Origin of the sequence: Lysobacter sp. MMG2 (assembly GCF_016735495.2) — a bacterium.
Classification (GTDB): domain Bacteria; phylum Pseudomonadota; class Gammaproteobacteria; order Xanthomonadales; family Xanthomonadaceae; genus Lysobacter_J.
In genome coordinates this window covers 171692-197728 of the sequence record NZ_JAERQY020000002.1, presented here as the reverse complement: position 1 = coordinate 197728, position 26037 = coordinate 171692, and the positions used below count along the sequence as shown (strand labels likewise).

Annotated in this window: 24 protein-coding genes; 20 read left to right on the top strand and 4 right to left on the bottom strand. The window is 68.3% G+C overall.

Going from position 1 to position 26037, the window contains the following annotated elements; genetic code table 11:
• Positions 1-112 precede the first annotated feature (112 nt).
• From acpP to JI752_RS08780, 8 genes are all read left to right on the top strand, one after another.
• Entirely contained in the window at positions 113-352 is a 240-nt protein-coding gene (gene acpP, locus JI752_RS08815) for an acyl carrier protein (RefSeq protein ID WP_031373652.1), read from the top strand.
• Between the two features lie 162 nt (positions 353-514).
• Positions 515-1753: a beta-ketoacyl-ACP synthase II gene (fabF, locus tag JI752_RS08810; protein WP_216962429.1), complete on the top strand. Its 1239-nt coding sequence runs from the start codon at positions 515-517 to the stop codon at positions 1751-1753.
• A gap of 210 nt (positions 1754-1963) precedes the next feature.
• On the top strand, positions 1964-3331 hold the full coding sequence (locus JI752_RS08805; RefSeq protein WP_216962426.1) for an aminodeoxychorismate synthase component I: 1368 nt from the start codon (positions 1964-1966) through the stop codon (positions 3329-3331).
• Positions 3328-4143, top strand: a complete 816-nt coding sequence (pabC, locus tag JI752_RS08800; protein WP_216962424.1) for an aminodeoxychorismate lyase — start codon at positions 3328-3330, stop codon at positions 4141-4143. The genes JI752_RS08805 and pabC overlap by 4 nt, the downstream gene beginning before the upstream one ends.
• A gap of 20 nt (positions 4144-4163) precedes the next feature.
• The gene (mltG, locus tag JI752_RS08795; RefSeq protein WP_256448125.1) at positions 4164-5222 is read left to right on the top strand and encodes an endolytic transglycosylase MltG; all 1059 of its coding nucleotides are present in this window, start codon (positions 4164-4166) and stop codon (positions 5220-5222) included.
• Positions 5219-5857 carry a dTMP kinase gene (tmk, locus tag JI752_RS08790; RefSeq protein WP_216962406.1) on the top strand — a complete coding sequence of 213 codons (639 nt, stop codon included), beginning with the start codon at positions 5219-5221 and terminating at the stop codon, positions 5855-5857. Before mltG ends, tmk begins: the two co-directional genes overlap by 4 nt.
• Positions 5854-6834, top strand: coding sequence for a DNA polymerase III subunit delta' (locus JI752_RS08785; protein WP_216962403.1), 981 nt, complete (start codon positions 5854-5856; stop codon positions 6832-6834). Before tmk ends, JI752_RS08785 begins: the two co-directional genes overlap by 4 nt.
• Complete coding sequence (locus tag JI752_RS08780) at positions 6831-7196, top strand: PilZ domain-containing protein (protein ID WP_216962400.1); 366 nt, start codon at positions 6831-6833, stop codon at positions 7194-7196. Before JI752_RS08785 ends, JI752_RS08780 begins: the two co-directional genes overlap by 4 nt.
• 22 nt (positions 7197-7218) lie before the next feature.
• Here the strand turns inward: JI752_RS08780 and JI752_RS08775 are convergent, their stop codons facing one another.
• From JI752_RS08775 to JI752_RS08765, 3 genes are all read right to left on the bottom strand, one after another.
• A complete protein-coding gene (locus tag JI752_RS08775) occupies positions 7219-8301 on the bottom strand; it encodes a glycosyltransferase (RefSeq protein WP_216962386.1) in 1083 nt (360 codons plus the stop codon).
• Positions 8298-9017 carry a polysaccharide deacetylase family protein gene (locus JI752_RS08770; RefSeq protein ID WP_216962383.1) on the bottom strand — a complete coding sequence of 240 codons (720 nt, stop codon included), beginning with the start codon at positions 9015-9017 and terminating at the stop codon, positions 8298-8300. The genes JI752_RS08775 and JI752_RS08770 overlap by 4 nt, the downstream gene beginning before the upstream one ends.
• 387 nt (positions 9018-9404) lie before the next feature.
• Positions 9405-11486: a 3-hydroxyacyl-CoA dehydrogenase NAD-binding domain-containing protein gene (locus tag JI752_RS08765; protein ID WP_216962380.1), complete on the bottom strand. Its 2082-nt coding sequence runs from the start codon at positions 11484-11486 to the stop codon at positions 9405-9407.
• Between the two features lie 250 nt (positions 11487-11736).
• Here JI752_RS08765 and rpoE point away from each other — a divergent pair, with 250 nt between their 5' ends.
• From rpoE to recO, 9 genes are all read left to right on the top strand, one after another.
• Positions 11737-12357 (top strand): RNA polymerase sigma factor RpoE, encoded by a 621-nt coding sequence (rpoE, locus tag JI752_RS08760; RefSeq protein ID WP_216962377.1) that lies wholly within the window; start codon positions 11737-11739, stop codon positions 12355-12357.
• Positions 12354-13229 (top strand): sigma-E factor negative regulatory protein, encoded by an 876-nt coding sequence (locus JI752_RS08755; protein WP_216962374.1) that lies wholly within the window; start codon positions 12354-12356, stop codon positions 13227-13229. The genes rpoE and JI752_RS08755 overlap by 4 nt, the downstream gene beginning before the upstream one ends.
• A gap of 127 nt (positions 13230-13356) precedes the next feature.
• Complete coding sequence (locus tag JI752_RS08750; protein ID WP_254200514.1) at positions 13357-14883, top strand: DegQ family serine endoprotease; 1527 nt, start codon at positions 13357-13359, stop codon at positions 14881-14883.
• Between the two features lie 117 nt (positions 14884-15000).
• The gene (lepA, locus tag JI752_RS08745) at positions 15001-16794 is read left to right on the top strand and encodes a translation elongation factor 4 (RefSeq protein ID WP_216962372.1); all 1794 of its coding nucleotides are present in this window, start codon (positions 15001-15003) and stop codon (positions 16792-16794) included.
• Between the two features lie 186 nt (positions 16795-16980).
• Positions 16981-17766 (top strand): signal peptidase I, encoded by a 786-nt coding sequence (gene lepB / locus JI752_RS08740; RefSeq protein WP_216962357.1) that lies wholly within the window; start codon positions 16981-16983, stop codon positions 17764-17766.
• A gap of 68 nt (positions 17767-17834) precedes the next feature.
• Positions 17835-18212: a DUF4845 domain-containing protein gene (locus JI752_RS08735; RefSeq protein ID WP_216962354.1), complete on the top strand. Its 378-nt coding sequence runs from the start codon at positions 17835-17837 to the stop codon at positions 18210-18212.
• The gene (rnc, locus tag JI752_RS08730; RefSeq protein WP_216962351.1) at positions 18205-18864 is read left to right on the top strand and encodes a ribonuclease III; all 660 of its coding nucleotides are present in this window, start codon (positions 18205-18207) and stop codon (positions 18862-18864) included. Before JI752_RS08735 ends, rnc begins: the two co-directional genes overlap by 8 nt.
• Before the next feature lie 297 nt (positions 18865-19161).
• A complete protein-coding gene (gene era, locus JI752_RS08725) occupies positions 19162-20058 on the top strand; it encodes a GTPase Era (RefSeq protein WP_216962348.1) in 897 nt (298 codons plus the stop codon).
• A 199-nt stretch (positions 20059-20257) separates the two neighbouring features.
• The gene (gene recO / locus JI752_RS08720) at positions 20258-21013 is read left to right on the top strand and encodes a DNA repair protein RecO (protein WP_216962345.1); all 756 of its coding nucleotides are present in this window, start codon (positions 20258-20260) and stop codon (positions 21011-21013) included.
• On the opposite strand, the gene JI752_RS08715 is transcribed toward recO, so the two are convergent.
• On the bottom strand, positions 20992-21756 hold the full coding sequence (locus tag JI752_RS08715) for a response regulator (protein ID WP_254200512.1): 765 nt from the start codon (positions 21754-21756) through the stop codon (positions 20992-20994). The two genes, recO and JI752_RS08715, sit on opposite strands and share 22 nt — an antisense overlap.
• Before the next feature lie 36 nt (positions 21757-21792).
• On the opposite strand from JI752_RS08715, the gene JI752_RS08710 reads away from it, so the two are divergent.
• The 3 genes from JI752_RS08710 to rlmD all read left to right on the top strand — a co-directional run bounded on the left by JI752_RS08710 (position 21793) and on the right by rlmD (position 25975).
• Positions 21793-23829 (top strand): hypothetical protein, encoded by a 2037-nt coding sequence (locus tag JI752_RS08710; RefSeq protein ID WP_216962342.1) that lies wholly within the window; start codon positions 21793-21795, stop codon positions 23827-23829.
• A gap of 94 nt (positions 23830-23923) precedes the next feature.
• Complete coding sequence (locus JI752_RS08705) at positions 23924-24532, top strand: DUF1318 domain-containing protein (RefSeq protein WP_254200510.1); 609 nt, start codon at positions 23924-23926, stop codon at positions 24530-24532.
• Positions 24533-24634: 102 nt separating this feature from the next.
• The gene (rlmD, locus tag JI752_RS08700; RefSeq protein ID WP_216964195.1) at positions 24635-25975 is read left to right on the top strand and encodes a 23S rRNA (uracil(1939)-C(5))-methyltransferase RlmD; all 1341 of its coding nucleotides are present in this window, start codon (positions 24635-24637) and stop codon (positions 25973-25975) included.
• The last annotated feature ends 62 nt before the right edge of the window (positions 25976-26037 follow it).

Sequence of the window (26037 nt, the reverse complement as noted above, 5' to 3'; positions counted from 1 at the left end):
CGTTTCAGTTGTAACCGCTTGAACTCAAAGGGCTTTCGCGTATGCTCGCGATCGTCCGTGATTCATTTAGACTATTCCGTCGAATATCCCGTCCCGGGAGGAGTGAGAACCCATGAGCAGCATCGAAGAGCGCGTCAAGAAGATCGTGGTCGAACAGCTTGGCGTTAAGGAAGAAGAAGTCACCAACAACGCTTCGTTCGTCGACGACCTCGGCGCGGACTCGCTCGACACCGTCGAGCTGGTGATGGCGCTCGAAGAAGAGTTCGAGTGCGAGATCCCGGACGAAGAAGCCGAGAAGATCACCTCGGTGCAGCAGGCCATCGACTACGTGAAGGCTCACGTCAAGTCGTAAGCGCTGCGCTGGAGCCCGGCTTCGCGGCCGGGCGTCCAGGAAAACCAACGCCTCCGCAGGCGCCTGGTAATGCAAGCAGAAAACCAGACCGGGGCCGCACATTGCGGCCCCGCGTCTTATCAGCCGGACGATACGCCGGCGTAGTGTCAGACGGAGTGCTTCATGAACAACCGACGCGTAGTCGTCACCGGCCTGGGCGCGGTGTCGCCGCTGGGCAACGACGTGGCCACCACCTGGGATGGCATCGTCAACGGTCGTTCCGGCATCGGCCCGATCACCCATTTCGACGCCACCAACTTCACCACCCGCATCGCGGGCCAGGTGCGCGACTTCGACATCACCCAGTGGGTGAATCCGAAGGACGCGAAGAAGATGGAGGAGTTCATCCATTACGGTGTCGCTGCATCGCTGATGGCGATCAAGGACGCCGGCATCACCGTCGACGAATCCAACGCCGAGCGCATCGGTGCGCTGATCGGCTCGGGCATCGGCGGCCTGCTCGGCATCGAAGAGCAGACGATCAAGTTCCACGACGGCGGCCCGCGCAAGGTCTCGCCGTTCTACGTGCCCAGCACGATCATCAACATGCTGCCCGGCCAGGTTTCGCTGCTGACCGGCATCAAGGGCCCGAACTTCTCCGCCGTCTCGGCCTGTGCCACCGCCAACCATTCCATCGGCATGGCGATGCGCATGATCCAGTACGGCGATGCCGACGTGATGGTCGCCGGTGGTGCCGAGCGCGGTTCCTCGCCGACGTCGGTCGCGGGCTTCTGCTCGATGAAGGCGATGTCCACGCGCAACGACGACCCGACGCACGCCTCGCGTCCGTGGGACAAGGACCGCGACGGCTTCGTCCTCGGCGACGGCGCGGGCATCCTCGTGCTGGAAGAGTACGAACACGCCAAGGCCCGCGGCGCGCGCATCTACTGCGAGCTCGCCGGTTTCGGGGCCAGCTCCGACGCGTTCCACATGACCGCCCCGAGCGAGAACGGCGAAGGCCCGGCGCGCTGCATGGTCGCGGCGATGAAGGACGCGGGCGTCAACGCCGACCAGATCGAGTACCTCAACGCGCACGGCACTTCGACGCCGCTGGGCGATCTGGCCGAAACGCTCGCCATCAAGCGCGCGCTGGGCGACCACGCGTACAAGACGATGGTCAGCTCGACCAAGTCGATGACCGGCCACCTGCTCGGTGCGGCCGGCGGCGTGGAGGCGATCTTCTCCGTGCTGGCGCTGCATGCGGGCATCATCCCGCCGACCATCAACCTGTTCGAGGCGGGCGAGGGCTGCGATCTGGACTACGTGCCCAACATCGCGCGCGAGAAGAAGATCGACGTCGCCATGTCGAACGGCTTCGGCTTCGGTGGCACCAACGGCACGCTGGTCTTCAAGCGCATCTGACGGCTGTCCACCCTGCGGTCCCGACGATCCCCGCCCCGGCGGGGATCGTCGTTTCCGGGCCTGGCATCCGAGCCACTCTCCCTCTGCGAGAGGGGTTGGGGTGACGAAACAGCGGCGGCGCCGATCGCCGGACGCCGCGTGGCCGGAATGACGGCCCGCCCCGACGTGGCCCGCGGCCTTATCCACGTCGCGATAGACGACAATATCGCCATGCTGCTGACCCACCCCCTGCCGAATTCCTTCGACCTCCTGTCGCTGCAGCGCCTGTCGCCCGCGCGTTACCCGCTGCTGCTGGAATCCAGCGCGCACGGCACCGCGCAGGGACGCTGGGACCTGCTCCTGGTCGCGGGCGAAGGTGCGCTTCGCCTGGCAGCCGACGGCGCCGTGCGCGACGAAACCGGCGAAGGCGTCGGCAACGATTTCTTCGCCGCGCTCGACGCCCGCTGGCAGGCCGAACGCGTCCCGCGCGACGAACCCCGCTGGCCGTTCCGCGGCGGCTGGGCGCTGCTGCTGGGATACGAAGCGGCCGCGCAGGTGGAGCCGATCCTTCGACTGCCGCGCGCCGAAGGCCAGCTGCCCGTGGCGCTCGCCCTGCGGTGCCCGGCGGCCGTGCTGCGCGACCACACCAGCGGCGAATGCGTACTGGTCGTGGAAACCGGTCACGACTCGGTGCGCGCCCGTGTGCTCGACGACGTGACCGCGCTCGTTGCGCAGCCCGCGCTGCCAGCGTGGCTCCCGCCGGTCGCGTTGGAGGAGGACGAACCGCAGCGCTTCACCAACGGCGTGCGCAACGTGCTCGATTACCTCGCCGCCGGCGACGTCTTCCAGGCCAACCTGTCGCGCGGCTGGCGCGCGCGTTTCGATCGCGACGTGCAGGCGGGCGAGCTTTTTCAGCGCCTGCGCGAGAACAACCCTGCGCCGTTCGCCGGCGTGTTCGCGGGCGATGACTGGGCGGTCGTCAGCGCTTCGCCCGAACGTCTGGTGTCGGTGCGCGGTGATGTCGTGGAAACGCGTCCCATCGCCGGCACGCGACCGCGCTTCGCCGGCGACGACGACGCGGCGCGCATCCAGGAACTGGTCGGCCATCCGAAGGAACGCGCCGAACACGTGATGCTGATCGACCTTGAACGCAACGACCTCGGCCGCGTGTGCACGCCGGGCAGCGTGGAAGTCGACGAACTGATGACGGTGGAAAGCTACGCGCACGTGCACCACATCGTCAGCAACGTGCGCGGCCGACTGCGCGCGGATGCGACGCCGGGGCAGGTGATCCGCGCCGTGTTTCCGGGCGGCACGATCACCGGCTGCCCGAAAGTGCGCTGCATGCAGATCATCGCCGAGCTGGAGGGCGTGGGCCGCGGCGCGTACACCGGCGCGATGGGTTGGCTCAACCGCGACGGCGACCTCGACCTCAACATCCTGATCCGCAGCGCGGAGCTCGAATCGACGGACGAAGGTGCCACGCTGCGCTTCCGCACCGGCGCGGGCATCGTCGCGGACTCCGATCCGCAAAAGGAACTCGAGGAAACCCGCGCCAAGGCGCGCGGCATGCTGCGCGCCCTGGGAGTGGCCGGGTGAGCGTGCGCCACTTCGTCGGCGACGCGGTCGTTGCGGCCACGCCGGATTTCGACCGTGGCCTCGCCTACGGCGACGGCCTGTTCGAAACCATGCGCGCGCATCGCGGTGACGTGCACTGGTGGCCCGCTCACTGGCGGCGCCTGCAGCGCGGCGCGCATGCGCTGGGCATCGTGCTGCCCGATGAAGATCGCGCCCGCGGCGAGGCGCGCGATCTGCTCGACGGTGCGGAGGCGGTGCTCAAGCTCATCGTCACGCGCGGCAGCGGCGGGCGCGGCTACGCGCCGCCGGAACCGGCGACGCCGCACTGGATCCTCTCGCGCCACGACGTCCCGCCCGCAACGCCGGCCGACGGACTGACCCTGCGTTGGTGCCGGACGCGCCTGGCGCTGCAGCCCGCGCTGGCGGGCCTGAAGCACTGCAACCGGCTCGAACAGGTGCTGGCGCGTGCCGAATGGCGCGATGCGGACACGCACGAGGGCCTCATGCTCAGCACCGAAGGCGACGCGGTCAGCGCCACGTCCGCGAACCTGTTCGTGCTGCACGACGGCCGCTGGACCACGCCAGCGATCGACCGTTGCGGCGTCGCCGGCGTCTGCCGGGAATGGGCGATCGGCGCGCTGGGCGCGCGGGAGGCGCGCCTGGCTGTGACCGAAGTCGAAGCGGCCGACGCGGTTTTCCTGTGCAATGCCGTGCGCGGTATCCTGCCGGTGGCGCGGCTCGGCGCTTGCTCGTGGCGACCGCACCCGCAGGTGGCGCAGCTTCAGCGCCGCCTGGCCGCCGAGCATCCCGCATTCGCCACGGAGGTTGCGTGAGTCGCAAATCTGGACGCCGCCTGGGCGGCTTCGTGTTCGTTGTCCTGTTGATCGCCGCCGGCGTCGGCGCCTACCTGTGGCAGCGCTACACGAGTTTCGCCGACGCGCCTCTGGCGGGTCTGGAAGCGGGCGAAAGCCTCGTCGTCGAGCCGGGCGATTCGCTGCCCGCCATCGTGCGCAAGCTGCGCGACGCCGGCGTGCGCCAGGGCGACCTGCTGGAATGGCGCGCGCTGGCCAAGCAACTGGGCGCCGCGGGCAAGCTGCAGGTCGGCGAATACGCGCTGGAGCCGGGCACGTCGCCGCGTTCGCTGCTCACGGCGATGCGCGACGGCAAGGTCGTGCGCCGCCGCTTCACCATCGTCGAAGGCTGGAACATCCGCGAGCTGCGCTCCGCGCTGAAGCGCGCGAACGAACTCGAGCACGAGACCGACACGCTCGACGACGCCGCGCTGATGAAGACGCTGGGCCACGCGGGCCAGCATCCGGAAGGCCGTTTCCTGCCCGAAACCTATCTGTTCACGCGCTGCGACAGCGACCTGGACATCCTCAAGCGCGCGCACGAAGCGATGGACAAGGCGCTCGCCGACGCGTGGGAACGCCGCCTGCCCGACAGCGTGCTCAAGACGCCGGAAGAAATGCTGGTCCTGGCGTCCATCGTCGAGAAGGAAACCGGCATCGCCGAGGAACGCCCGCGCATCGCCGGACTGTTCGAGCGCCGCCTGAGAATCGGCATGCGCCTGCAGACCGACCCGACCGTGATCTACGGCCTGGGCACGAACTACGACGGCAACATCCGCAAGGTGCACCTGACCACCGACACGCCGTACAACACCTACACGCGCGTCGGTCTGCCGCCGACGCCGATCGCGATGCCGGGCGTGGATGCGCTGCAGGCGGTCGCGCGGCCGGCGCCGGGCGAGGATCTGTTCTTCGTTGCGGTCGGCGATGGCAGTGGGCGTCATCTGTTTGCGCGCACGCTGGCCGAGCATGAAGCGAACGTGCAGCGCTATCTGGCGCGCTATCGCCAGGCCCGTGCCGCGGAGTCGAACGGCGCCTCGCAGACGCAGGAGCGGCAATGACGCTGCGTGCGTATCCGCGTTTCATCACGCTGGAGGGCGGCGAGGGCGCCGGGAAGTCGACCGTGCTCGCCGCGCTGCGCGATACGCTGTCCGCGACCGGACGCGAAGTGGTGAGCACGCGCGAGCCCGGCGGCACGCCGCTGGCCGAACAGATCCGCGGCCTGCTGCTGGACACGCATCACGAACCGCCGACGACCGAAGCCGAGCTGCTGCTGGTCTTCGCCGCACGCGCGCAGCATGTGCGCGAGACGATCGTGCCGGCGCTGGAGCGCGGCGCGTGGGTCATCAGCGATCGCTTCACCGATGCCAGCTACGCCTACCAGGGCGCGGCGCGCGGCGGCGACGCAGCTTTCATCGCCGAACTCGAACGGCGCGTGGTCGGCATCGCGCCGGGCATGACGCTGCTGCTGGACGTGCCGGTGGCCATCGGCCTGCAGCGCGCGCGTGGGCGCGGCGCCGTCGATCGCATCGAGGCCGAGCGCGAGGACTTCTTCGAACGCGTGCGCGAAGGCTACGTGTCACGTGCGAAGGCCGAGCCGCAGCGCTTCCGCGTGATCGACGCGACGCAGCCGGCCGACGCCGTCGCCGCGCAGGCCGTCGCGCATCTGCGCGAATGGATGGAGGCGAACGCATGAGCGGGCAGGCCGCCGGTTTCGCTCCGTGGCAGCACCGCGTATACGACCAGGCGGTGGCGGCGCTGGACGCTGGTCGCCTCGCGCACGGATTGCTGTTCTGCGGCCCCGCGCGGCTGGGCAAACGCGCCGTGGCCGAGCGCCTGGCGCAGCGGCTGCTGTGCCAGCAGCCCATGGCCGGTGGCGAACCCTGCGGTGCGTGCCGCAGTTGCCATCTGCTCGCGGCCGGAACGCATCCGGATTACCACCTCATCTCGTTCATCCCGAACAAGGAGGGCACGCGGCTGCGCACGGAGATCGTGATCGAGCAGATCCGCCAGCTCTCCGAGCAACTGTCGCTGACGCCGCAATACGGCGGCGCGCAGGTGGTGATCCTCGATCCGGCGGAGGCGATCAACAACGCCGCCTGCAACGCATTGCTGAAAACGCTGGAAGAGCCGGTGCCGGGGCGCTACCTGTGGCTGGTCAGTGCGCATCCCACGCGCCTGCCGGCGACCATCCGCAGCCGCTGCCAGCGGTACGAGTTCAAGCTGCCCCCGCACGAGGAGGCGCTGGCCTGGCTGCGCAGCCGCGGTCACGCGGAGGCGACCTCGCGCGAGGCATCGGACGCCGCGCGCGGCCACCCGGGGCTGGCGCACGAGTGGCTGGAGAACGACGGCCTCAAGCTGCGGCGCGACGTCGCCGGCGACCTCGCGCGCCTGGGGCGTGGCGAGATCGGCGCGGTCGAGACCGCACAGCGCTGGGTCGGCGATGAACACGCCGGGCTGCGCCTGCGCCATGCCGCGGATCTGGCCTTGGCCGAGGCCGCCGGCTTGACCGACCCGGTACGAACGCGCAGTCTGGCCGCGTGGTTCGACCAGGCGAACCGGACCCGGGATCTGCTGCGCACCACGGTGCGGGCGGACCTCGCGGTCACCGAATTGTTGCTGGCCTGGCGCGGCGCGAGTGGCGCCCAGGCTTCAGGGGGAAGCAGGAGATGAGCGGTATGAACGCAGCGGGCGGCGCGCGCCAGGGCATCCTGTCGTGTGCGATCAAGGACAAGGCGCAGCTCTACAGCGCCTACATGCCGTTCCTCAAGAGCGGCGGCATCTTCGTACCCACGCCCAAGCGCTACTTCCTCGGCGACGAGGTCTTCCTGCTGCTCACCCTTCCCGAATCCAACGAGCGCCTGCCGGTCGCCGGCAAGGTCGTGTGGGTGACGCCGGTCGGCGCGCAGGGCAACCGCGCGGCGGGCATCGGTGTGCAGTTCGCCGACAGCGCCGAAGGCGAAACGGTGAAGGGCAAGATCGAAGCGCTGCTGGCGGGCACGCTGGCGGCGGAGCGCCCGACCCACACGATGTGACCGCATCGCCGGTCGCGGCGGGTCAGGTCCCGCGTGCGTCCAGGAACGACACCAGCTGCTCGGCGATGATCGGATAGCTGAAACGGCTCTTCACGAACTCGCGCGCCTTTTCGCCCAGGGCCGCGCGACGGTTCGCATCGCACAGGCGCAGGATTGCGTCGCGCCAGGCCACCGCATCGTCCGGCGGCAGCAGCAGGCCCGTCTTCCCGTCGATCAGCGTTTCCGGCACGCCGCCCACATCGCTGCCCAGTACGGGAATGCCGCAGGCCTGGGCTTCGATCGAGACGCGACCGAACGTTTCCGGCGCGATCGAAGGAAACGCCAGCAGCGAAAACGCGCTGTAGTAGGGCGAGGGATCGTCGACGAGCCCGACGAAATGGTGCCGCGACGCATGCGGACTTCCGGCGACGCGCGCGCGCAGGCGGTCGCCATCGAGCGATTCGCCGACCCACAGGCAATGCAGGCTCGGTTCCACCTCCATCGCCGAGGAAGTCGCTTCGAACAAGGTGTAGATGCCCTTGCTCTCCAGCATGCGCCCGCAGTAGCCGACCACGACGGCGTTGTCGTCGATGCCCAGCGATGCCCGCACTTCACGTCGCAGGTCGGGCGCGAAGCGATAACGCTTGAGGTCGATGGGGTTGTGCAGGACCTGCACCCGCTCAGGCGCGATGCCCTGGCCCAGGTATGTCGAGCGCGCGAAATCGGACACGGCGAAGAACCCGCGCGCCAGACGCGGAAGCAACCAGCCCGACGCGGGTTTCAACGCCGCGACGCGATGGCGGAACAGCAGCACCGGCACGCGCAACAGACGGCCGGCGAGGATCAGCGGCCAGTAGTCCTTGCCGAAGTTCGCGACCAGTGCATCCGGACGAACGGCGCGGATGGTGCGGATCAGCGCGGCATGCGCGAGCGGGTCGACCGCGTTGCGGAACGCGATGCGCCGGGGCCGGATTCCCAGACGTTCCAGCTCGTCGGCGATGAAGCCGTGCGGGTGAACCATGGCCTCGACGCGATGGCCCGATTCCAGCAACGCCTGCGCCAGCGCGATGAAGTGGACTTCCGCGCCGCCGTGGTCGGGGGAGGAGCCGACGAACAGGAACTTCATGCGTACTTGAAGTCCCTGCCGTTGCGGTCCTCGTAACCCGTCAGGGTGCGCAGGGCGAAGCTCGGCAGCAGATGACGGAACGTGATCGGCACGCGCGGCAGGCGCCAGAGGTCGTCGCCCCTGCGTGCACGACCGCGCTGCGTGGTGACGGCGGCGTCGAATCCCGCCTCGCGCGTCGCGGCGACGACCGCGTCGTCGTGGTCGCCGTAGGGATAGCAGAACTGGGTTACGCGGCGGCCCAGGAGGTCTTCGAGGAAGGCGCGACTGCCGCCGATCTGGTCCTTCAACTCCAGCGCATCGCAGTCGCCCAGGCGCGGATGCGTGCGGGTGTGCGCACCCACCTCCATGCCCGCGTGCTGCCACTGGCGAAGCTCGTGCACCGACATCAACGGCTTGCGCAAGCCGAGCCGATCGCAGTCCCACGCGTTGTGCCCGCCGATCCAGCTGCTGACGACGTAGCACGTGGCGGTGAATCCCAGTGCGCGCAGCACGGGAAGGGCGTTGTCGAGATTGTCGCGATAGCCGTCGTCGAAGGTGATCACGGCGATGCGGCCGTGCTGTTCTCCACGCAGGTACGGCATCGCTTCCGACATCGACACGCCGCGATAGCCGAACGAGCGCAGCAGCGACATCTGCCGCGCGAAGCGCTGCGGCGTCACGTACAACCCGCGTTGCCGCTGGATGTCCCGCGGCGGCACGCAGAGGTTGTGGTACATCAGGATGGGAATGGCATCCCGCGTGGGGGCGGGTGGGGTGCGGATAACGTCCATCGTTCGGATCGCCTGCGGGCAGGCGGCCGATTCGCCTGCGTTAGTGGCAGGCAGTCTCGGCGGCGCGATGCGCCGCCGGAATGAGACGATTCCGAATGATGGCGGGCGTCACCGGATCCCGGGACGGTGACGCGGCCGGTGTTCACGCGGGCGCTTGTGCGCGCTCATGCGCTCCCGTTGCGCGGGCGATGGAACTTGGAGTCCACCGGCATTACGGGAAGGCCGTCCGAAAGCGCGGCCCCGCTTCGAACCAGTTCACGGATGCATCCCGGCGAATGCATCCGCGCACAACCACCGGCGACGCGATGACGCGTCGCTCGGTGAGCGGCTGGCTCAGGCCGCGGCGGCGGTTGCCGTGGCCTGCGGGCGCAGCGCCGGGCTGTCCCAGCCCGGACGCGGCCTGAAGCGATCGCCATAGCGCTGTTCGAGGATCGACAACCGCGCGAGCAGGTTGTAGACGCCGGTTTCGCGGACGTACTGGATCGGGCCGCCGCGGAACGGGGCGAAGCCGGTGCCGAAGATCACGCCGGCATCGAGCAGTTCGGCGTCGTCCACCACGCCTTCGTGCAGGCACGCCACCGCTTCGTTGATCAACGGCAGGATCAGGCGATCCTCCAGGTCGGACGGGAACTGGTAGTCCTTCGGCAGCGCCGGCTTCACCGGCTTGCCGTTCTCCCACTTGTACAGGCCCTGGTTGTCCTTCTTGCCGCGCTTTCCGGCTTCCGGCGGCTTCGCCAGCGCGGCCGGGATCGGCAGGCCGAGGAACGGCGCCAGTTCCGCGCCGACGCCGGCGGCCACGTCCAGGCCCACGGTGTCGATCAGTTCGATTGGCCCCATCGGCATGCCGAACTTCACCGCGGCCTTGTCGATCGCCGCACCCGGAATGCCATCGGCGTACGCGGTCGCGGCTTCAAGCATGTACGGGAACAGCACGCGGTTGACCAGGAAGCCCGGCGTGCCGGCCACCGGAACGGGCAGCTTGTCGATGGCCTTGCAGAACGCGGCCAGGCGCTGCTCGGTCTGCGGCGCGACGCGGTCGTGGTGGATGATCTCCACCAGCGGCATCAGCGCGACCGGGTTGAAGTAATGCAGGCCGGCGAAATGCACCGGGCGTGCGATGTGTTCGCGCAGTTCGGTCAGCGGGATCGACGAGGTGTTGGTGGTGAGCAGCGCGTCGAACTTCATGCGCGGCTCGAGCGAGGCGTACAGCTCGCGCTTGGCTTCGGCGTTTTCGATGATCGCCTCGATGACCAGATCCGCTTCCGGCACGCCGTCGCCGGCCAGGTCGCCCTTCAGGCGCGCCGAGACCGCGGCGCGCTTGGCCTCGTCCTTCACCTTCTTCTCGAACATCGCTTGCGCGCGGGTCAGCGCGGCGTCGATGAAACGCTGCTCGCGATCCTGCAGCGTGACGTTGAAACCCTTCGTAGCCGACCATGCGGCGATGTCGCCGCCCATCACGCCGGCGCCGACGACATGCACGTGGCGGATGCCGTGATCCTTGCCGCCCAGTCCCTTCAGGCGTTCCTGCAGGAAGAACACGCGGATCAGGTTGCGCGCGGTCGGCGTGGACGCAAGCTTCACCACCGCCTTGCGTTCGGCCGACAACTGCTGCTGGATGCCGCCGCCGGTGTTGGCCCAGCTGTTGATCAGCGCATACGGCGCGGGGTAGTGCTCCTTGCGCGCCTTGCGTGCGACCTGCTTGGTCAGCATCGGCGCCAGCAGCTTGCGCGCCGGCAGGGTATTGGTGGCCCAGCCGAGGAAGCGCTGCTTGAACGGACGCTGCGTGCCCTTCAGGGCCAGCGCGGCGGCGACGTCGATCAGGCTGGCCGGATCGGTGACCTTGTCGACCAGTCCGTTCGCGCGCGCGGCCGAGGCCGACAACGTGCGGCCGGTGAGCATCACGTCGAACGCCGCCGGCGCGCCGATCAGGCGCGGCAGGCGCACGCTGCCGCCCCAGCCCGGGAAGATGCCCAGCTTCACTTCCGGCAGGCCGATGCGGGTGGACGGGTCGTTGCTGGCCACGCGGTAGCGGCAGGCCAGGGAGATCTCGGTGCCGCCGCCCATGCAGAAGCCGTGGATGGCCGCGACGGTCGGGCAGGGCAGCTCGGCCAGGCGCTGGAAGGTCTGCTGGCCGCGGCGAATGGCGTCGCCGACGGTGCCCTTCTGGTCGAAACTCTGGAATTCCTTGATGTCCGCACCGGCGATGAAGCCCGATGCCTTGGCCGAACGGAGCACCACCGCCTTGGGCGGGTCCAGCGCCAGGCGCTCGATCAGGATGTCCAGTTCGATCAGGACGTCCTGGGAGAAGGTGTTGACCGGCGTGCCGGCCTTGTCGAACGACAGCAGCAGGACGCCGTCGGGGCGAAGCTCCGTCTGCCAGTGCTGGAAGCGAAGACCGTCGAGGCCAGCGATCATCTGCGGGACCATCCGTTCAGGTATGGAGAGACCGCTATCATCCCGAGGATGTTTCGCCGGCGTCAATCGCCGTCGCGTTCGGCGACCCACCCGGATCCGTGACGGCCGGCGCTTGCGGCCCCCGGGCCCGTCCCCATTAATGATCCTGATTCGAATCTCGCCCCGTTGAACGTTCGTCGTTGAACTTTCCTTCCACGGGGCTGTCCATTCGTTCGGCCATGGCCGAGCTGACAGGAGCGCCGGCAGCGGTATGGCCGAAATGACGTTGCCCAAGGATGTTGAGTTGGACCAGGAGCTGGTCGCGCGCGTGCAGCGTGGCGACAGCACGGCGTTCGATGCGTTGGTGCGCAAGTACCAGCACCGGATCACCGCGCTGATCGGCCGCTACATCGCCGACTGGAGCGAATGCCAGGACGTGGCCCAGGAAACCTTCATCCGCGCCTATCGGGCGCTGCCGAATTTCCGTGGGGACGCGCAGTTCTATACATGGTTGCACCGGATCGCCGTGAACACTGCCAAGAATCACCTGGTCGCACAGAACCGCCGCCCGCCGACGGACGACGTCGATGCCGGCGAAGCGGAGCTGTTCGACACCGGCACGCGACTGCGGGATACCGACACACCGGAACATGAACTTCTGCGGCAGGAAATTGAACGCACGGTCATGCGTGTGGTCGAAGCACTGCCTGAGGAATTGAGGGCCGCAATCACCCTGCGCGAGGTGGACGGCCTGAGCTACGAGGAGATCGCGCAGAAGATGGGCTGCCCCATCGGCACCGTCCGTTCGCGCATTTTCCGCGCGCGAGAGGCGATCGATGTCGAACTGCGGCCTCTGCTCGACCACGACCCCGCGGAAGCTGCCAAGCGATGATTACCGAACCCCGAACCCCCGACGACCGCGAAACCCTTTGTGCACTGTTCGACGGTGAACTGCGCGTCGACGAAGCGCGCTTCGCGCTGAAGCGGCTCGGTCACGACGTGCAGTGGCGCCAGTCCGTCGGGCGCTGGCAGTTGTATGGCGACACCCTGCGGGGTCAGGCCCAGGGCGTGGCCGCGAGCGGCTTCGCCGAACGCGTGGCACTGGCCATCCAGCAGGAAACGGCGACGCAGACGGTGGTCGTGCACCACCGTGCTGCCGCTGGACGTCGCGGCTGGATCGGCGGCGCGTTGGCGGCCTCGGTCGCCGTGGCCGCGCTGTTCGTGACGCGGCCGTTCTCCGACGATGCCTCTGCTCCCTCAGCGCGCGTCGCGAGCGCCTCGGCGCCGGTGGTGCCGGCCACGGCCGTGGCGACCACACCGGTGACCGCACCCGTGACGCCGCAGGTTCCCGACGCGCCGGGCCCCGATCGTTCGCTGGGCTTGAGCGCCGCCGCCGTGGCCGTCGCCGAAGTCCCACGCCGCGCCACCGAGCGTCGCGCCTCGCGCGGACAGACCCAGCGCGCCGCGCTGCGCGGCAACCGCCAGAGCCAACTGCCCGCAGCCGTTGCGACGGCCGCGCTTCCGCAATCCGCAGTCGCCGAAGTTACCGCGCCGGCCACGCCGAAGCCGTTCCAGCCCGAGCACATGGAGCCTGCTTCGCGACCCTGGCCGCGCGCGGTGCTACCGCAGTACTCCGGCAATGGCGCGATGACGGCCAGTTTCGGGACGAGCAGCCCGGTGTCGCCGTCGTTCTATCCCTTCGAGCCGCAGGCGGCCGCGCCGTCCGGCAACGAGGCGCCGGCCGACCGCGAGCCGCGCAACTGATACCCGCGGGTCCGCGTCGCAGCGCGATCGGATCGGCCCCGCTTCCCCTTCGATTTCGCGCCCCCGCAACGGCGTCAAAGCCCACACTCACCCAACGATTTCTCCAAGGCCCATGCCGATGAACCGGATGCAACTCACTCCTTTGCGCAGCATGTTCCTGGTGACTGCGATCGCCGCGGCCCTGCCGGTCGCGTGCACTGCTCAGCCGCCCGCCAATCCGATTGCATCGCCGCCCGCTTCGACGCCGGCGCCGACGCTGGTGTCGGGTCTGCCTGACTTCACCAACCTGGTGCAGCGCGTCGGGCCGGCCGTGGTCAACATCCGCGCCGAAGTGACGCCGCGTCGCAATGCGCGCTCGCAGATGCCCGACGAAGAACAGATTCCTGAAATCTTCCGTCGCTTCTTCGGCGACGACATGCCGTTCCCGGGCGGCCCCGGCGGTCCGGGTGGCCCGCGCGGTCCGCGCGGTGGCGGCGGCACGTCGCTGGGCAGCGGCTTCCTGATGTCCGCCGACGGTTACGTGATGACCAACCACCACGTGGTCGAAGGCGCCGACAACGTGACCGTCACGCTGTCCGACCGTCGCGAGTTCACTGCCAAGGTCGTCGGCAGCGATGAGCAGTCCGATGTCGCCCTTCTCAAGATCGACGGCAAGGGCCTGCCGTTCCTGCGCATGGCGCCGGCCAACTCGGCCAAGGCCGGTCAATGGGTGATCGCGATCGGTTCGCCGTTCGGTCTGGATCACTCGGTCACCGCCGGCATCGTCAGCGCGGTCGGCCGCAGCAATCCGTATGCGAACCAGCGTTACGTGCCTTTCATCCAGACCGACGTCGCCATCAACCAGGGCAACTCGGGCGGTCCGCTGCTCAACACGAGCGGCGAAGTGGTCGGCATCAATTCGCAGATCTTCAGCAATTCCGGCGGCTACATGGGCGTGAGTTTCGCCATCCCGATCGACGTGGCGATGAGCGCGGCCGAACAGCTGCGCTCGACCGGCAAGGTCAGCCGCGGCCAGTTGGGCGTGCAGGTGCAGCAGCTGACGGCGGAGTTGGCCAAGAGTGCAGGCCTGCCGGACGGCAATGGCGCGCTGATCGCCGAAGTGCTGCCCGGCAGCCCGGCCGAGAAGGCCGGCATCGAGCGCGGCGACGTGATCCGCTCGGTCGACGGTCGCACCATCAACGACTCCGCCGACCTGCCGCCGATCATCGGTTCGATGGCCCCGGGCACGAAGACCAAGGTCACCGTGTTCCGCGACGGCCGTTCGGTGGAGAAGACCGTCACGGTCAATGAACTGGACGATCTGGCCGGCGGCTCGGCTCCGCGCCCCGCCTCCGACAGCGCGCCGTCGCGTCCGTCCAACGGCAATGCGCTGGGCGTGATCGGCCAGGATCTCTCGGCCAACGACCGCCAGCGGATGGGCCTGCGCACGGGCGAGGGCGTGCTGATCCGCAATCCGGGCGACTCCGGCGCCGAAGCTGGCCTGCGACCGGGCGACGTGGTGCTGCAGGTCGGTCGCACGTCCGTGGGCAGCGCCTCGGCCCTGGACCGCGAGCTGGCCTCGGTCAAGAGCGGCGACACCGTCATGCTGCTGGTGCGCCGTCAGGGCTCGACCCAGTTCATCGCCGTCACCGCGCAGGACGCCCAGACCGGCTGACGGCCGCGTCCCGGCCGGTTCCGCGCCGCTCCAAAGGCGCGCGGGGCCGGCAGTCGCGGGGCCTGTGCGATAATCGCGCGTTGATTTCAAGGAACGGCTAGCCCCGCGCGGCCTCGCATGCAGCAGATCAGAAACTTCTCCATCATCGCCCACGTCGACCACGGCAAGTCGACCCTCGCCGACCGCATCATCCAGCTCTGTGGCGGCCTCGAGGCCCGCGAGATGGAAGCGCAGGTGCTCGATTCCAACCCGATCGAGCGCGAGCGTGGCATCACCATCAAGGCGCAGTCCGTTTCGCTGCCGTACAAGGCGAAGGATGGGCAGACCTACTTCCTGAACTTCATCGACACGCCCGGCCACGTCGACTTCAGCTACGAAGTCAGCCGTTCGCTGGCCGCGTGCGAAGGCGCGCTGCTGGTCGTCGACGCCGCGCAGGGCGTTGAAGCGCAGTCCGTCGCCAACTGCTACACGGCGGTGGAGCAGGGCCTGGAAGTGGTGCCGGTGCTCAACAAGATCGACCTGCCCACGGCCGACATCGAACGCGCCAAGGCCGAGATCGAAGCCGTCATCGGCATCGACGCCGAGGACGCGGTCGCCATCAGCGCCAAGACCGGCCTGAACGTGGTGGACGTGCTGGAGGCGATCGTGCATCGCATCCCGCCGCCGAAGCCGCGCGACACCGACAAGCTGCAGGCGCTGATCATCGACTCCTGGTTCGACAACTACCTCGGCGTGGTGTCGCTGGTGCGCGTGATGCAGGGCGAGATCAAGCCCGGCGACAAGCTGCTGGTGATGTCCACCGGCCGCACGCACCAGGTCGACAAGGTCGGCGTGTTCACGCCCAAGCGCAAGGACCTGCCCAAGCTCGGCGCGGGCGAGGTGGGCTGGATCCACGCGTCCATCAAGGACGTGCACGGCGCACCGGTCGGCGACACGCTGACCCTCGCCGGCGACCCCGCCGCCAAGCCGCTGCCGGGTTTCCAGGAAATGCAGCCGCGCGTGTTCGCCGGCCTGTTCCCGGTGGATGCCGAAGACTACCCGGACCTGCGCGAAGCATTGGACAAGCTGCGCCTCAACGACGCGGCGCTGCGCTTCGAGCCGGAAAGCTCCGAAGCGATGGGCTTCGGTTTCCGCTGCGGCTTCCTGGGCATGCTGCACATGGAAATCGTGCAGGAGCGCCTGGAGCGCGAGTACAACCTCAACCTCATCAGCACCGCGCCGACGGTGATCTACGAAGTCCTCAAGACCGACGGCACCATCGTGCCGATGGACAACCCGGCCAAGCTGCCGCCGGTGAACATGGTCGAGGAAATCCGCGAACCGATCATCCGTGCCAACATCCTCACGCCGCCGGACTACGTGGGCAACGTGATCACGCTGTGCGAAGAAAAGCGCGGCGTGCAGATCGGCATCCAATACATGGGCGGGCAGGTGCAGATCAGCTATGAGCTGCCGATGGCCGAAGTCGTCCTGGACTTCTTCGACAAGCTCAAGTCGGTCAGTCGCGGCTACGCCTCGCTGGACTACCACTTCCTGCGCTTCTCCGCCGGTCCGTTCGTGCGCGTGGACACGCTCATCAACGGCGACAAGGTCGACGCGCTGTCCATCATCACGCACCGCAGCCACGCCGATCGTCGTGGTCGCGACCTGTGCGAGAAGATGAAGGAACTCATCCCGCGCCAGATGTTCGACGTGGCGATCCAGGCGGCCATCGGCTCGCAGATCATCGCCCGCAGCACGGTCAAGGCGATGCGCAAGAACGTGCTGGCCAAGTGCTACGGCGGCGACATCTCCCGCAAGAAGAAGCTCCTCGAGAAGCAGAAAGAGGGCAAGAAGCGGATGAAGCAGGTCGGCCGCGTCGAGATCCCGCAGGAGGCCTTCCTGGCCGTCCTGCAGGTGGACAGCAAGTAAAGGGGATGGCGCGGCGTTTCCCTACGGCGCGGGAGGAAGTTCCCGCGGGTATCGGGAGAGCTTCACCCATGACGGACGGCACGCCCGCCGTTATCCTGCCGGTGGCAGGGTGCCGGGGAACACCCCGCTGTCCGGCTCCGGTCCACCCCTCCGTCTTCCCGTACACCGCTCTCCCGAGGAGCCTGCATGCGCTGGTTTGAAATCGCCCTGGTCGTCCTGACGCTGTTCACCGGCCTGGTCTGGCTGCTCGACAAGCTCTTCCTGGCCAGACGTCGCGAGGCGCGACAAGGTCTGCTCGACGACGGCAAGGAGCCGATCGTCGTCGACTACTCCAAGGCGTTCTTCCCGGTCCTGGCGGTGGTGCTGATCCTGCGAAGCTTCGTGGCCGAGCCGTTCCGCATCCCGTCCAACTCGATGATGCCGACGCTGCTGACCGGGGACTTCATCCTGGTCAACAAGTTCACCTACGGCCTGCGTCTGCCGATCACCAACAGCAAGTTCGTCGCCCTCGGCGAGCCGCAGCGTGGCGATGTCGTCGTCTTCCGTCCGCCGCACCATCCGGACCAGGACTGGATCAAGCGCGTCGTCGGCCTGCCGGGCGACCGCATCGGCTATCACGACAACCAGGTCAGCGTGAACGGCAAGGCGCTTTCGTACGCGACCGTCGGCGTCTACCAGGGCAAGGGCAACGGCACGGAAATGACCGGCGCCGAGGAACTGCAGGAAGACCTGCTCGGCCGCCAGCATCACATCCTGGAGCGCACCAACCTGCCGTTCATCGACCAGGGCGAAGGCGACTGGATCGTGCCGCCGGGTCACTATTTCGTGATGGGCGACAACCGCGACAACAGCGAGGACAGCCGATACTGGGGCTTCCTGCCGGAGCAGAATCTGCGCGGCAAGGCGTTCCTGATCTGGATGAACATCGACGGTGGCGTGGACACCTCGCGCATCGGCAACAAGATCCAGTAATACTGCGTGTGCCGGCGAGGGGAATGCGCCGGCACCGTGGCAATGCAACCTCATGGGGGATTGGTGAAATGAAGCGTACGCAGAGCGGCATGACCCTGATCGGGTTCGTCATCGTGCTGGGTGTGGTGGGCGTGTTCATCTACATGGGCATGAAGGTCATTCCGATGTACTCGGAGTACTTCGCCGTGAAGCAGGCCCTGAAGCAGATGTCCCAGGAATCGGGCATCAGCCAGCAGGACCCGGGCCGTATCAAGGACGCCTTCTTCCGCCGCCTGTACGTGAGCTACGCCGACAACGTGAAGCCCGCCGACGTCAAGCTGGCGCGCCGTGATTCGGGCTACCTGATGACCGTGGACTACGAAGTCCGTCGCCAGTTGATCGGCAACTTCGACATCGTGGGTCACTTCAACGCCGAGCAGCAGCTCGCGCGCGGTTCGGATGATTGATCGCATCGGCCATCGCTTCACCCGTCCGGAACTGCTGCAGCAGGCCCTGACCCACCGAAGTGCAGGCGCTCCGCATAACGAGCGCCTGGAATTCCTCGGCGACGCACTGGTAAACCTGATCGTCGCCGAAGCGCTGTACGTGCACTGGCCCAAGGCCGACGAGGGCGCGCTGACCCGCGCCCGGGCGGAACTGGTGCGCGAATCGGCACTGGCGCCGATCGCGCGCACGCTGGAGCTGGGCGCCCGCCTCACGCTCGGTCCGGGCGAAATGAAGTCCGGCGGCCATCGGCGCGACTCCATCCTGGCCGACGCGCTGGAAGCGGTGATCGCCGCGATCTACCTGGATTCGGACTTCGACACCTGCCGCGCTGCGGTGATGCCGTGGTTCCAGGACGCCATCGCCGCACTGCCGCCGCCGCACAAGGTCGGCAAGGATGCCAAGACCCGCCTGCAGGAATGGCTGCAGGCCCGGCAGAAGCCGCTGCCGGTGTATGCCCTGCTGGCCGAATCCGGCGAGGATCACGCCAAGAGTTTCCAGGTGAGCTGCACACTCAGCCAGCCTTCGCTGGTGGCCGAGGGCGTCGGCAGTTCGCGTCGCGCCGCCGAGCAGGCCGCGGCCGAGGCCGTGCTCGAGCATCTGCAGGAGCGCTGAGCGCTCGACGCTGCGCGGTGCAAGGGCCGTCCGCATCTGGGGCGAGACCGGCGTGGCAAACCCAAATCCGCAGGTATGCATGTCCGGCCGTCCACAGGATGGCCGAGCCGGCGGCCCCTGGGCGCCACTGCAAGCGCGGCACGGCACTCGATCGCTCGCCATCTCCGGCCGGACTCGACCCGGCCGGGAGGCCGAACTGCCGCCATCGGGCCGTCCAGAACCGCCCGATGTCCCTGCCGGCATGAACCGGATGCGCCGAACCCGCGTCCCTGACACCCACGCGCTTACAATTCCCGTATGAATACCCCCGCTTATCGCGCCGGCCACGTGGCCGTCATCGGCCGTCCCAACGTCGGCAAATCCACCCTCGTGAACGCCCTGGTCGGCGCGAAGGTCAGCATCACCTCCAACCGTCCGCAGACGACCCGGCACCAGTTGCTGGGCATCGCCACCTTCCCGGAAGGCCAGTTGCTGCTGGTCGACACCCCCGGCATTCATCGCGAACAGAAGCGGGCGATGAACCGCTGGATGAACCGCGCCGCGCGCGGTGCCGTGGAAGGCGTCGACGCCGCCGTGCTGGTCGTGCGCGCCGGTCAGTGGGACGACGACGACGCGCTGGCCTACGACGCGCTCAAGAAGGCCGGTGTGCCGGTCGTGCTGGTCGTCAACCAGGTCGACCGGATCAAGGACAAGGGCACGCTGCTGCCTTACCTGGCGAAGATCAGCGAAGGCCGCGACTTCGCGGGCGTGCATCCGATCTCTGCGCTCAAGCGCAGCGGCCTGGACGCGCTGGTGAAGACCGTCCTGGCCCACTTGCCCGAACAGCCCGCGCTGTACGGCGAGGACGAGATCACCGACAAGAGCCAGCGGTTCCTCGCTGGCGAGATGGTGCGCGAACAGTTGATGCGTCAGCTCGGCGAGGAACTGCCGTATGCGACGACGGTGGAGATCGAAAAGTTCGAGGTCGACGGCAACCTGCTGCGCATCGGCGCGGTGATCTGGGTCGAGCGCGACGGCCAGAAGGCCATCGTGATCGGCAAGGGCGGCGAACGCCTGCGCGAGATCGGCGCCAAGGCGCGTCAGCAGATGGAGCGCCTGTTCGGCAGCAAGGTGTTCCTGGAAACCTGGGTGCGCGTGCGCGAGGGTTGGTCGGACGACGAGGCGGCGTTGCGGGCGTTCGGGTATCACGATTGACTTGTGAGTCGGGATTCGTGATTCGTGATTCGTGAGCGGCAAAGGCGCCACGGTTTGCATTCCAGCCGTCATCCCCGCGAAGGCGGGGATCCAGGCTTGCGGGCATCACCGCCAACGCAGGTCGGAATTACATCAGCACCATGGGTTCCCGCCTTCGCGGGAATAACGTTCCCCCACAACGCCGAACCCCGCCCAACCCATGCGCCTCACCGCCGAAGCCGCCTTCGTCCTGCATGCGCGCCCTTGGCGTGAAACCAGTGCATTGGTGGAAGTGCTGAGCGAGCAGTACGGTCGGCTCGGGCTGGTCGCACGCGGTGTGCAGGGGCCGAAACGGCAGGCGCTGCGTGCGGCATTGCAGCCGCTGCAATGGATCCGCTTCGACGCCGTGCAGGTGGGGGAACTGGCGCGATTGAATACCGCCGAGGCGCTCGACGTCGCCCCGCGCCTGGCGGGCGAGGCCATGCTGTCTGGCTTCTATCTCAACGAACTCACGCTACGGCTGGCGCCTCGCCAGGATCCCGCCCCGGAACTCTATGCGGCGTATGCGTTGGCACGGGCTCGCCTGGGCGCGGGCGAGCCGCTGGCGTGGACGCTGCGTCGCTACGAACGCGACCTGCTCGACGCACTCGGCTTCGGTTTCGACTGGCACCACGACGGCGACGGCACGCCGATCGACACGGCCGCGCGCTATCGGCTGGATCCCGAATACGGACCGCGTCGCGTGCTGAGCGATCGCGGCCACGGCGATCGCAGCCAGGCCGCAACCGGCCGCGGTCTGCTCGCGCTGGCCGATGACACCGTGCCCGAAGCCGACGACCTTCCCGGCCTGCGACGCGCGATGCGCGAGGTGCTGACGCATTACCTGGGCCCGCGTGGGCTCAAGTCGTGGGAGATGCTTGCCGAGTTGAACCGCGTGACGCGGCCGCCTGGGGATCAGGCTGGCGCGGGCGATTGATCCGTTGCCGGCGCAGCGGCGGATTTGGCCTGCGCCAGCGTTTCCTGCGCCACGCGTTCCAGCGTGTCCAGCAGCACCGACGAGGCGGGGTCCTGCTGTAGCGCCTGCACTGCGGCCGCAAGACGCTGCGCACCGACGAAACCGCAACTGGCGCGCAGCCGGTGCAGGTCGCTGCGGACCGAATCCAGGTCGCCGCGCTCGGCGGCAGTGGTGATCGCGTAGACGGACTTGGACAGTTCCTGCACGAACAATTCGCGCAGCGTTTCCACGTGCACGCGATTGCCGTTGAGCGCCAGCGCAGCGGCATCGTCATCCCACAGCGGCAGGTCGCCGTCGATGTACGCCGTCGCGATCGCCGGCGCCAGGTTCGGCGTGAGCCCGAGCACGCGCCGCAGCGCGGCCTGCACGGTCGCAGCCGGCATCGGCTTGACCAGCGCTTCGGCGAAACCCGCCGAGACGAGCGCGTCGAGAATGGTCGACTCGTGCGCAGCGGTGTGGGCGATGGCCGGCGTATGCGGATCGCGTTCGCGCAACCGCGCGAGCAGGTCGGCACCGCTGCCGTCGGGCAGTCGCGCATCGATCATCCATGCCGAATACGTTTGCGATGACGCCATCGCCAGCGCCGCGGCCAGACTGTCGGCAGCGTCGACATCCACCGGCGTCGCGCGCAGCGCGGCGGTCAGGAAGCTGCGACTGGTCGGGTCGTCCTCGACCAGCAGGATGCGAGGGAGTTGTTGGGGCATCATCGGCAATTCGCGTCCTGTCGGTATGCTGATCGGATGTCACGGTCGATCTTACGCCTGCTGCTGGCCTGCCTGACCATCGCACCTTGGGTGGCGTGCGGCGTCGCGTCGGCCGCGACGGCGCAGGCGCGCATCGCCAAGGTGCGAACCGCCGTGGCCACGCTGGAAGGCGTGCGCGTGCAACTCCACTGGCCCGACACCGCGGCACAGGGCATCTTGCGCATGCACGCGGCGCGCATCGACGCGCCCGACCTGGGTTACCGCTTCGGCGATGTCACCTGGCAATGCCCACTCTCTCACTCAGGAAACCGCTGGCGGTGTGAAGGCCCCGTGCGCGGCGGCCGCGGGTCGGCGATGACGCTGGCCATCGACCTGGACGAGGTCCGAACCGACGCGCGTCTGTCCCAGGGCCGAGGGTCCATTGCGCTCAACCGGCAGGCCCGTACGCCCGATCTCACCCGGATCGACCTGACACAGGTGCCGGTGGCCTGGGCACAGGCGCTGGTGGCGAAGGGATGGGCGGCCGGTCGTTTCAGCGCCGGTACGCTGGGCGGTCAGCTGGACGTGCGCGCGCCGGCCAACGCGCCGCTGCGGGTCAGCGGGCCGCTGCGCCTGGACGGTGTGGCCTTCGACACGCCCGACGGCACGATCGCCGGCGAGAACGTCGCGGCCCAGGTGCGCCTGGACACGAGCTTCGGCGCCGTCACGACCGTCGCCCTGGACGGCGCCCTGCACGGCGGCGACCTTCTGTTCGGCACGACTTACCTGGCTCTGCAGAAGCGTCGAATCGCCATCGAGATGCGCGCCGAGCAGCGCGGCAACGAAGGCTGGCGCATGCCGGACCTGCGCTGGGACGACCCCGGCATCCTCCATGCCGAAGGCAGCGCCGCGCTCGCCCCGGACGCGACGCTGCGCGCGCTGGACCTGCGTGCGCGCAGTGACGACCTCGCCCCGCTGCGCGACGGCTACCTCACCGGATTCCTGGGGCAGGCCGGCCTGGCCGAGTTGCAACTTCGCGGTGCGGCCGACGTGCGCCTGCGCATCGACGGGGGTACCGTGCACGAGGCGCATTTCGTGCCGTACATGGTCGCCATCGACGATCCGCAAGGGCGTTTCGATTTCGCCGGGCTCGAAGGCGACGTGCGCTTCTCCACCACGCAGGAACTGCAAAGCGAACTGCGTTGGAGCGGCGGTCGCCTGCACGGACTGGCATTCGGCGCGGCGCGCCTGCCGTTCGCCAGCGGCGCCGGCGAGCTGCGATTGCGCGAGCCCACGCACCTGCCGATGCTCGGCGGCACCGTCACGGTCGACCCGCTGCACATCCGTCCTCCCGCAGCGGGGCAGGGGCTGCAGGTCCGCTTCGGACTGGAGCTGGACCGGCTCGACATCGCGCAACTGTCGCAGGCACTGGGCTGGCCCGCGTTCACCGGCGAGCTGACCGGCCACATCCCCGAAGCGCTTTACGCGGACGATCGACTGGATTTCGAAGGCGGGCTGTCGGTAGAACTTTTCGGCGGCACCGTGCAGGTGTCGTCGCTGGCAATGGAACGGCCGTTCGGGGTCGCGCCGACGCTGTCGTCGGACATCGCCTTCGAGGACATCGACCTGGAATCGCTGACCGGCGTGCTCGGCTTCGGCACCATCACCGGGAAGCTGGACGGCCGCTTCGACCACCTGCGCCTGGTGGATTGGCAGCCCGTCGCGTTCCAGGCGGTGATCGCCAGCGACGCGGCGGCCGCGCGTCGCGACGGCGTGCGGCAGCGCATCAGCCAGCGCGCCGTGCAGGATCTTTCCAGCGTCTCCGATGCCTCGTTCGTGAGCACGCTGCAGGCGCAGTTGATCGGCCTGTTCGACGATTTCGGGTATCGCCGCATCGGCCTGTCGTGCTATCTCAGCGACCAGGTCTGCGACATGAGCGGCCTGGGTTCAGCCGGCAACGGATTCACTATCGTGGAAGGTTCGGGACTGCCGCGCCTGAGCGTGGTGGGTTACAACCGCCGGGTGGACTGGCCCACTCTGATGGAGCGCCTGAAGGCGGCCAGCACGGGCGATGTGAAGCCGGTCTTCGAGTAAGCATCATCGTTAAGTCATAGACAGCAATCGTCGGCTTCGGCCGAAGCGCGTTCCGAGGAGAATCGATATGCGTCGTTGGATGGGAAGTCGTTGGATGGGCGTTCCGGTCGCGGCCGTGGCGCTTACTGCCTGCGTCACGATCAATGTGTACTTCCCGGCCGCGGAGGCCAAGGAAGCGGCCCGCGAGTTCGTCGAGAAGGTCATCGGCGACGACGCGCAGCCGGCGCCCAAGTCGCAGGACAAGCCGGGCGGGCAGAGCGCCGCATTGCCCGCGCCGCAGCGCGCGCTGGCTTCGCGCATCGACTGGTATGCGCTGGTCGGCATCGGCAGCGCGTACGCGCAGGACCAGCCGGACATCACGATCAAGACGCCGGCGATCCAGGCGATCCAGTCGCGCATGGCCTCGCGTTTCGACAGCCAGCTGCATGCGCATTTCGACAGCGGTGCGTTGGGGTTCGCCAACGACGGCACCGTCGACGTGCGCGATGCGTCCAAGATCCCGCTGCCGCAGCGCGTTGCCGTGAACCAGGCCGTGTCCGACCAGAACCGCGACGCCAAGGCCGTGTATCGCGAGATCGCGGTGGCCAACAACCATCCCGAATGGGAGCAGCAGATCCGCGCGGTGTTCACGCGCCAGTGGGCCGACAGTGCCCGTTCGGGCTGGTGGGTGCAGGACGCCGGCGGCGGCTGGCGCCAGAAGTAAGCCAGCCCGGCCCCTCTCCCGTCTCGCGGGAGAGGGGCAAAGCAAGGCAGGGCCGGACGGCGGGCCGGATCTGCGACAATACGCGGCCCAGTTCAGCAGTACCTGCCAGCCGCTGTGGCCCGCATCGACCAGACCCCCTTCGAAATCCAGATCACCGATCTCACCCATGACGGCCGCGGCGTAGCCCGCCGTCCGGACGGCAAGGCGGTGTTCGTTGCCGGCGCATTGCCGGGCGAGCGCGTCATGGCCTCGCAGACCGGCCGCCACCGCAGCTTCGACGAAGCCAAGACCGTGGAAGTGCTCGACGCCGCGCCCGAGCGCGTGACGCCGCGTTGCGCCCACTTCGGCGTGTGCAGCGGCTGTGCCTTGCAGCACTTCGACGAGGAAAAGCAGATCCTCGCCAAGCAGCGCGTGCTGATGGAGAACTTCGAGCGCATCGGCCACATCGCGCCCGAGCGCGTGCTGTCGCCGCTCACCGACGCGCAGTGGGGTTACCGCCGCAAGGGCCGGTTCTCGGTGCGCCGCGTGGAGAAGAAGGACAAGACGCTGGTCGGTTTCCGCGAGACCGATCCGCGCTTCGTCGCCGACATCCGCGAATGCCATACGGTGATCCCGCAGATCGCCTCCAAGCTGCCGGACCTGTCCGCGCTGGTCGACAGCCTGCAGGCGCGGCGCGAGATCCCGCAGATCGAGTTCATCGCCGGCGATGCGCAGGAGGATTTCAGCGGCATCGCCCTGACGATCCGCCACCTGGTTCCGCTGGTTGACAGCGATCGCGATGCACTGGTCGCGTTCGGCAAGCAGCACGGCTTCGCGATCTTCCTGCAACCCGGCGGCGTGGACAGCGTGCACGCGCTGTGGCCGGAGTCGCCGAAGTTGGCGTTCTCGCTGCCGCAGTGGAACCTGGAATACCTGTTCCGTCCGCTGGATTTCATCCAGGTCAACGCCGGCCTCAACGGCAAGATGATCCAGCTGGCGATCGATCTGCTCGACCCGAAGCCGGAAGACCGTGTGCTCGACCTGTTCGCGGGCCTGGGCAACTTCACCCTGCCGCTGGCGCGCCAGTTGCGCGAGGTGGTGGGCGTGGAAGGCGAGGCCGGACTCGTGCGCCGCGCGCGCGAGAACGCCGAGCACAACGGCATCGCCAATGCCGAATTCCATGCGGCCGACCTAGCCAAGGACCTCAGCGGCGAATACTGGATGAAGCAGCCCTTCGACAAGCTGCTGCTCGATCCGCCGCGTTCGGGCGCCGACGTCGTGCTCGCGCAGCTGCCGCTGAAACAATTCGACCGCATCGTCTACGTGAGCTGCCACCCGGCGTCGCTCGCGCGCGACGCGGGATTCCTGGTGAAGGAGCGCGGTTGGAAGCTGAAGGCCGCGGGTGTGATGGACATGTTCCCGCATACGGCGCATGTGGAGTCGATTGCGTTGTTCGAGCGCTGAGGCGGGGCGGGCGAGCGGTCACGCAGGCAAGTCACGCAAACAATTCGTCATGCAAGTAGGCC